This is a genomic window from Comamonas sp. GW821-FHT11H03 (assembly GCF_058807955.1).
Genome location: NZ_JBXARF010000008.1, coordinates 165452 through 178219, shown reverse-complemented (window position 1 = coordinate 178219; position 12768 = coordinate 165452). Strand labels below are relative to the sequence as shown.

Sequence of the window (12768 nt, the reverse complement as noted above, 5' to 3'; positions counted from 1 at the left end):
GCTTTTTTTGTCTCTGCGCGCTGCAGGTCTAGCTCTGCGCTGTCGTGCTGTCCAGCAGCCGTGACCGGCGCCAGGAGCCCCAGTGGTAGTGGGCGACGGACAGCAGCATGGATGCCAGCGCGCTGAGCGGAAAGCTCCACCACAGCGCATCCTGCCCCCACAGCGGCTGCAGCCCCCAGGCCAGGGGCAGGCGCAGGCCCCACAGCGTCACGGTCAGGATGGCCAGAGGGGCCAGCACCGCGCCCGTGGAGCGCACCACGCCGGCCAGCACGCTGCTCACGCCCAGCAGCATGAACGAGCCCAGCACGATTCGGTTGAGGTGGCGCGCGGGCTCCAGGGCCGTGCTGCCCTCGGGCAGGAACAGGGCCAGCACGCTGCGGTCGCAGGCCAGGATCAGGGCCACGCAGGCGCCGGTCAGCAACAGGTGGCAGGCCACGCCGGCACGCGCCGTGCGCGCCACACGTAGCCAGTGGCCGGCCCCCACATTCTGGGCGGCGATGGTGGTGCAGGCCGAGGCCACGGCAATGGCCGGCATCTGCACATAGGCCCACAGTTGCAGGGCTGCGCCGTAGGCGGCCGAAACCTGGCCGCCATGGGTGTTGATCAGGGCCAGCATCAGCACCAGGGAGAGAGAGACCACCAGCATCTGCAGACCCATGGGCAGGCCCTTGGTGACGAGGCAGCGCACCAGCGCCGGCTCGGGCCGTAGATGGCGGCGCTGGCGCCAGCCTATCCATAGCGGCAGGCGCTGCCAGCGTATCCAGGCCAGCAGGCCTGCAAGGCCCAGGCTGTTGGCCACCAGGGTGGCCAGCGCCGAGCCTGCCATGCCAAGGCCTGGCAGGGGGCCGGCGCCGAAGATGAACAAGGGGTTGAGCAGGGCATCGCCCAGTGCCACGGCCAACAGGGCCACGAAAGGCGTGCGGCTGTCGCCCGTGCCGCGCAGCACGGCGGCCACGAAGATCAGCAGCAGCATGGGTGGCAGCGCGAGAAAGAGCACCCTCAGATAGTCAACGGCCAGTGCGGCGGTGGCGGGCGCTGCGCCCATGGCGCCCAGCAAGGGGGCGGCCAGCGGCCAGCCCACAGCGACCATCAGCAGGGACATGCCCAGGAACAGGCTGGCGCTGCTGCCCGTGATGCGCCGCGCCAGAGTCCAGCGGCCCGCGCCCACGGCCTGGGCCACCAGCAGATTGGCGGCCTGGCTGATGCCGAAGACCAGGGCAATCAGCGCAAACAGCAGATTGTTGGCGTGCACGGCCGCAGACAGGGCGCTTTCGCCCAGATGCCGTCCGATCCAGAAGGCATTGACCGAGGTATTGAGCGACTGCAGCACATAGCCGCCCCACAGAGGCAGGGAAAAACGCAGCAGGGTGCGGCCTATCGGTGCATGGGTCAGGGGCAGGTGCATGGAGGAAAACAAGGCCCGAAGACCCCGGGCAGCGAGCGCTGCAAGAAAAAGCCCCGCGCGGCACAGGCCGGCGGGGCGGGCACCGGCGCGCCGGTGCGGGGAGAGCTGGGCTTAGAGGGCCTGCATTTCCTTGTTCAGCTGGGTGGGGTTCTGGGGAGCTGCGGCAGGCGCGGGAGCCGCTTCGGCCTTCTTGCCCAGATTGGCAGGGACATCCACATAGGGCAGCTTCAGGGCCGAGCTGGTCATGCGGCGGATCTCGTTGGTATAGGCAGCATCCTCGTTGATCTTGCGGCCGTAGGAGGGCACGATCTGCTGGATGTGGGCCTTCCACTCGGTGCTGGCCATCTGCTCGGGGAAGGACTTCTTGAGCAGGTTCAGCATGATGTGGGGAGCGGTCGAGGCACCGGGCGAGGCACCCAGCAGGGCGGCGATGCTGCCGTCTTCCGAGCCCACGATTTCGGTGCCGAACTGCAGCACGGCACCTTTTTCAGGGTCGCGCTTGATGATCTGCACACGCTGGCCGGCGGTGACCAGCTTCCAGTCCTCGCGCTTGGCTTCGGGGAAGTACTGGGCCAGCACGGCCTGACGGTCGGCGTCGGTCAGCTCGGCCTGCTGCATCAGGTACTGGACCAGGTCCAGGTTGTGGATGCCCACGCGCAGCATGCCCATCAGGTTGTCATGGGTGACCGAGGAGAACAGGTCCCACCAGGAGCCGTTCTTGAGGAACTTGGTGGTGGCCAGAGCAAAGGGGCCGAACAGCACCACGGGCTTGCCGTCGAGCTGGCGGGCGTCCAGATGGGGCACGGACATGGGGGGCGAGCCGGTGGAGGCAATGCCGTAGGCCTTGACGTCGTGGCGCTTGGCCAGCTCGGGGTTCTCGATGGCCAGGAACTGGCCGCCCACGGGGAAGCCGGCGTAGTTCTTGGATTCGGGGATGCCCGAAGCCTGCAGCAGCTTGAGTGCGGCACCGCCGGCACCGACGAAGACGAACTTGGCCTTGACGGTCTTTTCCTGGCCGCCCTTGGCCAGATCGGCCACGGTCACGTTCCAGGTCTTGTCTGCGTTCTGGCGCAGGGCCGTGACTTCGCTTTGCAGGTGCAGCTGGAAGTTGGGGCCCTTCTGCAGCGAGGCCATCAGCTGCTCGGTCCAGACGCCATGGTTCACGTCGGTGCCCAGGGGCATGTAGGTGGCGGCGATCTTCTGGGCCGGGTCACGGCCTTCGATCATCAGCGGGGCCCACTTCTTGATCTGTGCCTGGTCTTCGGAGTACTCCATGCCGTAGAACAGGGGGTTCTGGACCAGGGCCTGCTGGCGCTTCTTGAGGAAGGCGATGTTGTCGTCACCCCAGACGAAGCTCATATGGGGCGTGGCGTTCACGAAAGTCTCGGGCGACTGCAGGTGGCCGCGGCCGACCTGGTGGGCCCAGAACTGGCGCGTCACCTCGAACTGCTCGGCAATACCCACGGCACGCTTGGTTTCCACGCTGCCATCGGGCAGCTGGGGCGTGTAGTTGAGCTCGGCAAAGCCCGAGTGGCCGGTGCCGGCGTTGTTCCAGCCGTTGGAGCTTTCCAGGGCCACGCCGTCCAGGCGTTCGAAGACCTCGATCTTCCAGTCGGGCTGCAGCTCCTGCAGATAGGTGGCCAGCGTCGTGCTCATCACACCGGCGCCCACCATCACTACATCGACGGGCTGCTCGTTCTCGGCCTTGGGCACGGAGCGAGGAAATATTGGCCAAAATAAAAATAACAGCGCGGCCAGGACCAGGGCCGCGACGGCTCCCAGTCCTGCTTTGATCGACTTTTTCATGACTTTTTCTAGACTTGACTATCAAAAAAGCCTGCGGGCAGGCAGCAGGCTTTTTGCGAAGATACGGGGTAAGTCCTATAAAAGACATGAGACTCCCCGACCTGGGGATTGTCCTAGGGAAGTCAAAATCTGACGCTAATCAATTCGTATTAGGGCGCTTTGTGATAAAGGGGGTGCGGCTTGCGCATGCGCTGATGAGGCAGGCAACTGTCGAGCGCGGACAACAAAAAAACCGCCCTAGGGCGGTTTTGATGTTTTTGCTGACAGCGCACCCGTTACAAACGGCAGATGACCGAAGTCATCCGTGCTTGAGGGAGGCTGGTATTAAGCAGCCAGAGCCAGGGTCTTGACCTTGGCGGACAGGCGGCTCTTGTCACGAGCTGCCTTGTTCTTGTGGAAGATGCCCTTGTCAGCGATCGCGTCGATCACGGACTGAGCCTTGGCAAACAGTTCAGCTGCCTTGGTCTTGTCGCCGGCCACAACAGCCTTCTCGACATTCTTGACAGCAGTACGGTACTTGGAACGCAGCGAAGTGTTCGCAGCGTTCAGCTTGACGTTCTGGCGGGCGCGCTTGCGGCCAGAAGCCAGGCGGGGGTTCTTTTTGGCTTTAGTTGCCATGATTTATTTCCTTGTGTGTCTGAGGATGATGTCAGCAAAACCCTGGATTGTATCACCCCCTGTGCGGCTTTGCCGCTTCCCCCTTTAAGGGGGACGACATCCTCGCGGCGGGGCGGCGGGGCGGCGGGGCCGCCAAGGCCCTTGCTCGATGTCTCTGTGTTGGGCCGTGTCTGGTTTGAGATCGCTGGATTGCTACAGAGTGAAAAGCGCCGCAAATCAGCCTGCAGCGCTTGGCATGAACGCATACACTTCGCTGCGTGTCACTGTTCAAAGCCGCCTCCACCGTATCTCTTCTGACGCTGGCCTCCCGTGTTTCGGGGCTGGTACGCGATCTGCTCATGGCTTCCATGTTCGGCGCCAATGCGCTGACCGATGCCTTCAATGTCGCCTTCAGAATTCCCAATCTCTTTCGCCGTCTGTTTGCCGAAGGGGCTTTCAGTCAGGCCTTTGTGCCGGTGCTGGCCGCCAGCAAGACCCGGGATGGCGAGGAGGCCACGCGACATTTGATAGGCCATGTTGCGACCATGCTGTTCTGGGCTTTGCTGGTGGTCTGCCTGCTGGGCGTGATCGGCGCTCCGCTGCTGGTCTGGCTGCTGGCCAGCGGCATGCGCCAGTCGCCCGACGGCTATCACGCCGCCGTGGTGATGACGCGCTGGATGTTCCCCTATATCGGCTTCATGTCGCTGGTGGCTCTGTCGGCAGGCATTCTCAATACCTGGAAGAAGTTCGCCGTGTCGGCAGCCACGCCCGTGCTGCTCAATCTCAGCATGATCGTGGCCGCTTTGCTGGGAGCGCCCTGGTTCGAGAAGCAGGGCATAGAACCTATCTATGCCATGGCCGGCGGCGTGATGCTGGGCGGCGTGCTGCAGCTGGCGGTGCAGATTCCTGCGCTGCGCTCCATGGGGCTGATGCCGCGCATCGGCTTCTCGCCCGCAGCCATTCGCGCAGCCTGGGACGAGGCAGGCGTGCGCCGTATCCTGGCGCTGATGGGGCCGGCGCTGCTGGGGGTTGGCGTGGCCCAGGTCTCATTGATGATCAACACCCAGATCGCTTCCTATATGGCGCCCGGCAGCGTGACCTGGCTGTTCTATGCCGACCGTCTGATGGAGTTTCCCACGGCCTTGCTGGGCGTGGCCCTGGGGGTGGTGCTGACGCCGCAGCTGGCGTCCGCCAAGGCGGCCGGGGATGGCGAGCGCTACTCCAATATGCTGGACTGGGGGCTGCGACTGGTGGTGCTGCTGGCCGTGCCCTGCGCCGTGGGACTGCTGACTTTTGCCACGCCGCTGGTGGCCACGCTGTTCCATCGCGGTGCCTTGCACGACAGCGATGTGGGACAGATTGCCCAGGCGCTGATGGGCTATGGCGCCGGCCTGCTGGGTCTGGTGGCCATCAAGGTGCTGGCGCCCGGCTACTACGCCAGCCAGGACATCCGCACACCCGTGAAGATCGCGATCGTGGTGCTGGTCATTACGCAGCTGCTCAATCTGGTGCTGGTGCCCTGGCTCAAGCACACGGGGCTGGCCCTGTCCATCGGCCTGGCTGCGCTGGTCAATGCGACCTGGCTGCTCATCGGCCTGCTGCGTCGCGGCACCTACAAGCCCGGACCGGGGTGGCTGAAGTTCATCCTGCAGGTGATCGCGGCCAGCGCCTTGCTGGCGGTGCTGCTGCTCTGGGGCAGTCAGCACTTCGACTGGGTGGGCCTGCGCAGCAATGGCCTGCTGCGTGCAGCGCTGCTGGCCGCCATGATGGCCGGGGCCGCTGCGCTCTACTTTGGCGCGCTGAAGCTGTCGGGCCTGAATCTGCGTCAGTTGCTGCGCCGTTAAAGCTTGGGCTGCTCATGGAAAAGTGAGCGGGCAGCGCAGGTTTTACAGGCGTATCAAGGGGATTTCGCTTGCATGACCTGCCAAGGCGGCTTACAAATCAGCCTATGAGCTGGACGATAGACGAGTACCCCACGGCCCTGCAGTATTTTGCGTCCCTGGTGCAGAGTGATGAAAACTTTGCCTTGATGGAAGCCGCCATCAGCATTGCTCAGGATGCCGAGCCTGATCTTGACCTGCAAGCCGTGCTGGCCGAGCTGGACAGGCTGCAAGTGCGCCTGGTGCAGCGTCTGGCAGGCGAGGAGGACGGTTTGCGCAAGCTCGGTGCGCTCAACAAGTTCTTCTATGGCGAACTGGGCTTTGCCGGCAACCTCAACAACTATTACGACCCCGCCAACAGCTATATCCACCATGTGCTGCAGACAAGACGCGGCATTCCCATCAGCGTGGCGCTGATCTGGCTGGAGCTGGCTGCCGGCATCGGTTTGACGGTGGAGGGCATCGGCTTTCCAGGACATTTTCTGGTCAAGGTCATGCTGCCGCAGGGGCAGGTGGTGCAGGACCCGTTGACAGGCGACTCCTACTCCGCCAGCGCCTTGGCAGAGCGCCTGCAGCCGTTTCTCGATCAGGCCGGCATCACGCCCGACGATGCACCGCCGCTGGGGCTGTATCTGCAGGCCGCTCATCCGCGCGATGTCGTGGCGCGCATGCTGCGCAATCTGCAGGAGATTCATCAGGTCCAGAAAGACTGGCCCATGCTGGTGGCCGTGCTCAATCGCCTGATCTTGCTGCAGCCCGGTCGCGAAGAGCTGTTCCGGGACCGAGGTATGGCGTATGCCCAATGGGGAGTGATTGAAAGAGCGCTATTGGATCTGGAGCGTTATGCGCCCGCTGCGCAAGGGCAGGAGGTCGATTACATCGTCAAGACCATCGCCAGGCTGCGCCGCACGGGCTGAACGCCTTGGTGGCAAGCAGCCTGCCTACACCAGCTGAGCGGCTTCCAGCTCTTTCTTGAGATAGGCGTAGAACAGCGGCGCTGCCACCAGACCTGCGGGGCCGAAGACGGACTCGGCCACAAACATCACGGCCAGCAGCTCCCACACGCCCATATGCGTGCGTGTGCCCACGACCTTGGCGTTGATCACGTATTCGGCCTTGTGGATCAGGATCAGAAAGCCCAGGCAGGCGGCGGCGGCCACGGGCGACACCGACAGGCCGACCAGCGTCAGCACGGCGTTGCACAGCAGGTTGCCGACGATGGGGATCAGTCCGGCGATGAAAGTCAGCGTGATCAGCGCGGGGGTGTAGGGCAGCTGCAGTTTCCAGATCGGCAATATGGCCAGCAGGAAGATGGACGTCAGCAAGGTGTTGAAGGCGGCGATCCAGAACTGGGCCGCCACGATCTGCTTGAAGGCCAGGGCAAAGTGCCCGATGCGCTGCTGCAGGGCCTGCACCAGAGGCGGGTGGCGGGTGGCGATGGGGCGCACGGCGGCCAGAGCGCCGATGATCAGGCCCACATAGGCATAGAGCAGGCCGGTAAGCCAGGCGCGGCCCGCAGTGGCCAGCACGCCGGCCTTGGCGGCCAGATAGCCGGCCAGCTTGCTTTGAATTTCCTGGGCGCCGTCAGGCAGCTGATCGGCAATGTCCGAAGGCAGTTTCTCTCGCAGCTCCAGCACCGTGGCCGCAAGATAGTCCAGCAGTTCCTTGTACTGGGCAGGGGCTTCGGTGATATAGGTCCGGGTCTGGGAGAGGGCGCCGCTGAGCAGGGCCAGTGGCGCCAGAATCACGATGGTGGTGGCCACCACCTGGGCCCAGTGTGGCAGCCGGTTGCTGGCAAAGGCGCGAGGATTGGCGCGTGACAGCAGGCGCGACAGCGAGCGGGTAAGCATGAAGCCTACGCACACACACAGCAGGCCGGGGAGTATTCCCTGATGCATGACGAGCAGCAATGCTGCTCCCATCAATATGTAACTGGCCAATATGACCTTGGGCGAAGGGCCCGGTTGCGTAGTGATGGGGGCGGGCAAATGCTGCGTCATTCAGGCTCGGAGTAGAGGGGCTGTGATGAAGATTTGCTTAGCGAACTTCAACGGGCTTGCCGGAGCCGATTTCCGCGATGGCTCCAATGCTGTAGACCTTCTCACCCAGCTCGGCCAGCGTGGCTGCCGTGTCTTGTGCGTCTTCAGCGGCCACCACAACCACCATGCCGATACCGTTGTTGAACGTGCGGTTCATCTCGATGTCGTCAATGCCGGCGGTCTTTTGCAGCCAGGCGAACAGCTCGGTCTGAGGCCAGCTGCCAGCCTTGAGATGGGCTGCGGTGCCTTCTGGCAGCACGCGGGGGATGTTCTCCAGCAGGCCGCCGCCGGTGATGTGGGCCAGGGCCTTGATGGGGTGCTTGTCCAGCGCTGCCAGCACGTTCTTCACATACAGACGGGTGGGCTCCATGATGGCGGCCTTGAAGGGCTTGCCGTCCAGAGTTTCGGGAACGGTGCCTTGGGCTTCTGCGCGCTCGATGCATTTGCGCACCAGCGAGAAACCGTTGGAGTGCACGCCGTGCGATGCCAGACCCAGCACTACATCGCCGGGCTTGACGTTCTGGCCGCTGAGGATCTTGGACTTTTCGACCGCACCGACGGCAAAGCCGGCCAGATCGTATTCGCCATCGGGGTACATGCCGGGCATTTCAGCGGTTTCACCGCCGATCAGCGCGCAGCCGGACAGCTCGCAACCCTTGGCAATACCGCCCACCACGGCAGCAGCGGTGTCCACATGCAGCTTGCCGCAGGCGAAATAGTCGAGGAAGAACAGGGGCTCGGCACCTTGCACCAGCACATCGTTCACGCTCATGGCCACCAGGTCGATGCCCACGGTGTCGTGCATATTCCACTCGAAGGCCAGCTTGAGCTTGGTGCCCACGCCATCGGTGCCGGACACCAGCACGGGTTCCTTGTAGCGCTTGGGCACTTCGAACAGGGCGCCGAAGCCGCCGATGCCGGCCATCACGCCTTCGCGCATGGTTTTCTTGGCCAGGGGCTTGATGCGTTCGACCAGGGCGTCGCCTGCGTCGATGTCAACACCGGCGTCTTTGTAGGAAATGGGGGTAGAGGAAGATGCGGAAGAGCTCATCGATGGATCCGGTGCGGGGGCGCCCAGCTGGGCGGAAACCCCGGGATTCTACGGCGCTTGCCCATTCAGCGGGGGCGCCCGGACATGCGTCAAAGGGTTTTGCTGGAGCATTCATGGCCTGACTACAACAACGGCAGTAGGCAAAATCAGCCCGAAGCCGCTCGGGGGCTGCGAGTGCAGACTAAAATTGGGGCTTTTGTTACCGAGTGATCACGCTAGGGCATATTGCAGGGCCTGATCTGAATGCGCGTCCGGGCCTTTGTTTCTTCCACCATTGATGCTGATGAATCTCCTGCCAGATTTCGCCGCATGGGCTTTTAAGTGCCCAGGAAAGGGGGCGCTGCGCGTATGTCGCAGATGAAACAGCTGGCTCTGGATATCAGCATGGTGCCCGGCCCGACGCTCGCGCGTTTCTTTGTCGGCCCCAATGCTGCGTTGATCGATCACCTGCGTCACTGGGTGGGCGATGGCCAGTTGCAGCAGTCGCGCACGCCAGTGCCTACTTATCTCTGGGGCGAGGCAGGGTCCGGCAAGAGTCATTTGCTCAAGGCGGTACGTGAAGCTTTGCGCGAGCAAGGAGCCATGGTGGGCTGGATGGATGCATCCACTCCGTTCCCGCCCGAGTTCGACGAACGCTGGGCCGCCGTGCTGATGGACGACGTGGACATCTACACCCCGTTCCAGCAGGCGCGTGCCTTCAACTGGTTTGTCAACGCCACCAGTCCCGCCACCGGCCTGCCGCGCTGGGTGTTGGCGGCGGGCCAGTTGCCGGTGGCCGATCTCAAGATGCGCGAGGACCTGCGCACCCGTCTTGGCTGGGGTCATGTCTATCAGCTGCATCTGCTCGACGAGTCGGCACGGCGTGCCGTGCTGCGTCAGGAAGCCGATGCGCGTGGTGTGTTCCTGAGCGACGAAGTGATGGATTACATGCTCAGGCGCTTTTCGCGTGACCTGGGCTCGCTGATGCAGCTGCTGGACATGCTGGACGGTTTTGCCCTGCGCAACAAGCGCGCCATCACCATCCCGCTGCTCAAGACCATGCTGGAAACCGAGTGAGGCCTTTGCTCACGCTCCCCGCTTTGGCCATGCCACAGCACTTTTTGTTGGATTTGCATGTCGACTTCTGAATTGGCTATCAAGCCCAGGCTGGCCCTGTTTGACCTGGACCATACGCTGCTGCCGCTGGACTCCGACCATGGTTGGGGCGAGTTCTCCATTGCCATCGGCTGGTGCGACCGCGAGGAGTTCGGGCGCCAGAACGATGCCTTTTTTGACGACTATCTGGCCGGTCGTCTCAACATCCCCGACTATGTGCGCTTTGCCACGGCTGCCGTGGTGCAGCGTGGCGAGGCTGAAGCCACGGCCGCGCATCAGCGCTTCATGGACGAGGTGATTCGCCCTGCAATGAAGCCTGCCGCTCTGGCCCTGGTGCAGCAGCACCTGGATGCGGGAGACACCGTGGTCATCACCTCGGCCACCAACGAGTTTGTGACGCGTCCCATCGCCCAGGCCTTCGGCGTGCAGCATCTGCTGGCAACCGAGTTGGTGCGTGATGGCAGCGGCTGGTTCACGGGCGAGATTGACGGTACTCCCAATATGCGCGAAGGCAAGGTCGTGCGCATGACCGAATGGCTGACCCAGCGCGGATTGCGCTGGGAGGACGTCGAGGCGACCTTCTACAGCGACTCCATGAACGATGTGCCCCTGCTTGAAAAAGTGGATCACCCAGTGGCCACCAACCCCGATGCGCGCTTGCGTGCCCTGGCCGAGGAACGCGGCTGGCGCATTGTGGACCTATTTAGCGAAGCACCATGATCAAGACCATTATTGACAAGCTGTTGGGCAAGGCGCCCGCAGCCCCCCGCTCGCGCAAGCCCAAGTTCGGCAAGCGTGAGGAAGTGCCGGTTCAGGTGCATGGCATAGACCCGAATCTGGTTGACCGTCGCGCCATCGACGTGGTGCAGACCCTCAAGAGCTCGGGCTACGAGGCCTATATCGTCGGCGGCGCCGTGCGCGACCTGCTGCTGGGCCTGCGTCCCAAGGACTTCGACGTGGCCACCGATGCCACGCCCGAGCAGGTCAAGAACCTGTTTCGCCGCGCCTTCATCATCGGCAAGCGTTTTCGCATCGTGCACGTGGTCTACGGCCGTGGCCGGGAAAACGAAGTCATCGAGGTCTCCACCTTCCGCGCCTTTCTGGACAACAGCGCGGCCGAGCAGGTCAGCGGCAACGAACGCACCAGCAAGAATCAGCTGGCAGGGCTGAAACATGCCGTCGATGCCAGCGGCCGCGTGCTGCGCGACAACGTCTGGGGCCCGCAGGATCAGGACGCCACACGCCGCGACTTCACTATCAACGCCATGTACTACGACCCCGAGACACAGATCGTGGTCGACTATCACGGCGGCATAGCGGACGCCAAGAAGAAGGTGCTGCGCATGATCGGCGATCCGGCCACGCGCTACCGCGAAGACCCGGTGCGCATCATTCGTGCCGTGCGCTTTGCCGCCAAGCTCAGTGGCAAGGGCTTCAAGCTCGAAGCCAAGACGGCCAAACCCCTGGTCGAGTGCGAGCCGCTGCTGCAGGAAGTGCCGCAAAGCCGCTTGTTCGACGAGATGCTCAAACTGCTGCAGACCGGTCATGCGCTGGCCTCGGTGGCCCAGCTCAAGGAGCTGGGTCTGTCGCGCGGCATCTATCCGCTGCTGGACGTGGTGATGGAGCGCGCCGACCATCCCTTCGTGCAGGCCGCACTGATGGATACCGACCGCCGTGTGGCCGAAGGCAAGCCCGTGGCACCCAGCTTCCTGCTGGCCTGCGTGCTTTGGCAGGATGTCAAGCAAGGCTGGGAAAAGCGTCTGGCCAAGAGCTACCACCCTTTCCCTGCGCTGCAGGAGTCGATCGACGAAGTGTTCGATCAGCGCATCGGCGATGTCTCGGGTCGGGGCAAGCTGGCTGCCGATATGCGCGAAATCTGGGTCATGCAGCCGCGCTTTGACAAGCGCACCGGAGCCACCCCGCACTCCATGGTGGCGCAGCCGCGCTTCCGTGCCGGTTTTGACTTCATGCGCCTGCGCGCCGATATCGGCGAGGTCGAGGAAAGTCTGGCCAGCTGGTGGCAGGAGTTCCAGCAGGCCGACGATGCCCAGCGCGACGACCTGATCGCCCAGGCCCGCGACGAACAGCGCGCCCGCCAGCGTGCCCAGCAGCAGACCGTGCCCAAGGTGCATCGCGTGGCCAAGAAAAAAGCCGAAGGCGAGCAGGACAATCCGCTGGATCTGGTGGCCGCAGAAGGCGATGCCGCTGCTCCCAAAAAGCGTCGCCGCCGTCGCCGCAAACCATCCGCAGGTGCTGCTCCTGTCGATGGTGGTAATGAATAGACCAGCCGTCCTGGCGGCCGACACGGTGGCAGTCGGTCTCGGGGCCAACCTCGGTGATGCACGCCAGACCCTGTCCTGGGCCGTGGCGGCGATGGCCGGGCTGGCCCGGACCGAGCTGCTGGCCGTGTCCTCGCTCTACAGCAGCCAACCCATTGATTCTTCCGGGCCTGACTATCTGAATGCGGTGGCGCTGCTGCGCACCGAACAGCAGCCGCTGGATCTGCTGCATGCGCTTCAGGCGATCGAGCTGCAGGCCGGGCGTGAGCGTCCCTACCGCAATGCACCGCGTACGCTGGACCTGGATATCGAGCTATGGGGCGACCGTCAGTCGGACGATCCCGAGCTGATTCTTCCCCATCCGCGCATGTGGCAGCGAGCCTTTGTGCTGCTGCCGCTGGCCGAAATCGCGCCTGGCAGCGTGAGTGCCGATCAACTGCAGGCTGTGGCAGACCAGGGCATAGAGCGCAGTCTGGCTCAGGGTTGGTGGACAGTGCAGTCAGCGTAGTTCTGAGTGGAGAGCTTGTCGCGCTTGCCTGGCAGGCGATAGAGACTGAAATCACCTATAAAAAAGCCCCGGGGCCGCAAGGCTGCCGGGGCTTTTTCAATCAGCGTC

Annotated in this window: 11 protein-coding genes; 6 read left to right on the top strand and 5 right to left on the bottom strand. The window is 63.6% G+C overall.

Going from position 1 to position 12768, the window contains the following annotated elements; genetic code table 11:
- Nucleotides 1-28: 28 nt before the first annotated feature.
- The 3 genes from AC1RTQ_RS18090 to rpsT form a co-directional block, all read right to left on the bottom strand.
- Nucleotides 29-1405 carry an MATE family efflux transporter gene (locus AC1RTQ_RS18090; RefSeq protein WP_492877740.1) on the bottom strand — a complete coding sequence of 459 codons (1377 nt, stop codon included), beginning with the start codon at nucleotides 1403-1405 and terminating at the stop codon, nucleotides 29-31.
- Between the two features lie 111 nt (nucleotides 1406-1516).
- A complete protein-coding gene (gene mqo / locus AC1RTQ_RS18085) occupies nucleotides 1517-3211 on the bottom strand; it encodes a malate dehydrogenase (quinone) (protein WP_492877738.1) in 1695 nt (564 codons plus the stop codon).
- Between the two features lie 324 nt (nucleotides 3212-3535).
- Nucleotides 3536-3829, bottom strand: coding sequence for a 30S ribosomal protein S20 (gene rpsT, locus AC1RTQ_RS18080; protein ID WP_003052598.1), 294 nt, complete (start codon nucleotides 3827-3829; stop codon nucleotides 3536-3538).
- 257 nt (nucleotides 3830-4086) lie between these two features.
- On the opposite strand from rpsT, the gene murJ reads away from it, so the two are divergent.
- Together murJ and AC1RTQ_RS18070 are read left to right on the top strand one after the other, a co-directional pair.
- Entirely contained in the window at nucleotides 4087-5652 is a 1566-nt protein-coding gene (gene murJ, locus AC1RTQ_RS18075) for a murein biosynthesis integral membrane protein MurJ (protein ID WP_492877735.1), read from the top strand.
- A 104-nt stretch (nucleotides 5653-5756) separates the two neighbouring features.
- Nucleotides 5757-6605, top strand: a complete 849-nt coding sequence (locus AC1RTQ_RS18070; protein WP_302089612.1) for a SirB1 family protein — start codon at nucleotides 5757-5759, stop codon at nucleotides 6603-6605.
- Nucleotides 6606-6629: 24 nt separating this feature from the next.
- Here the strand turns inward: AC1RTQ_RS18070 and AC1RTQ_RS18065 are convergent, their stop codons facing one another.
- Both AC1RTQ_RS18065 and purM read right to left on the bottom strand, forming a co-directional pair.
- Complete coding sequence (locus tag AC1RTQ_RS18065) at nucleotides 6630-7688, bottom strand: AI-2E family transporter (protein ID WP_302089613.1); 1059 nt, start codon at nucleotides 7686-7688, stop codon at nucleotides 6630-6632.
- 37 nt (nucleotides 7689-7725) lie between these two features.
- Nucleotides 7726-8778, bottom strand: coding sequence for a phosphoribosylformylglycinamidine cyclo-ligase (gene purM, locus AC1RTQ_RS18060; protein ID WP_492877733.1), 1053 nt, complete (start codon nucleotides 8776-8778; stop codon nucleotides 7726-7728).
- Nucleotides 8779-9135: 357 nt separating this feature from the next.
- Here purM and hda point away from each other — a divergent pair, with 357 nt between their 5' ends.
- Genes hda through folK form a run of 4 tightly spaced genes read left to right on the top strand, consistent with a single transcriptional unit; the run spans nucleotide 9136 to nucleotide 12660 of the window.
- Nucleotides 9136-9834, top strand: a complete 699-nt coding sequence (gene hda / locus AC1RTQ_RS18055) for a DnaA regulatory inactivator Hda (RefSeq protein ID WP_492877921.1) — start codon at nucleotides 9136-9138, stop codon at nucleotides 9832-9834.
- 57 nt (nucleotides 9835-9891) lie between these two features.
- Nucleotides 9892-10593, top strand: a complete 702-nt coding sequence (locus tag AC1RTQ_RS18050) for an HAD family hydrolase (protein WP_492877730.1) — start codon at nucleotides 9892-9894, stop codon at nucleotides 10591-10593.
- A complete protein-coding gene (gene pcnB / locus AC1RTQ_RS18045; RefSeq protein WP_302089616.1) occupies nucleotides 10590-12155 on the top strand; it encodes a polynucleotide adenylyltransferase PcnB in 1566 nt (521 codons plus the stop codon). The genes AC1RTQ_RS18050 and pcnB overlap by 4 nt, the downstream gene beginning before the upstream one ends.
- Nucleotides 12148-12660, top strand: a complete 513-nt coding sequence (gene folK / locus AC1RTQ_RS18040; RefSeq protein ID WP_492877728.1) for a 2-amino-4-hydroxy-6-hydroxymethyldihydropteridine diphosphokinase — start codon at nucleotides 12148-12150, stop codon at nucleotides 12658-12660. Before pcnB ends, folK begins: the two co-directional genes overlap by 8 nt.
- The last annotated feature ends 108 nt before the right edge of the window (nucleotides 12661-12768 follow it).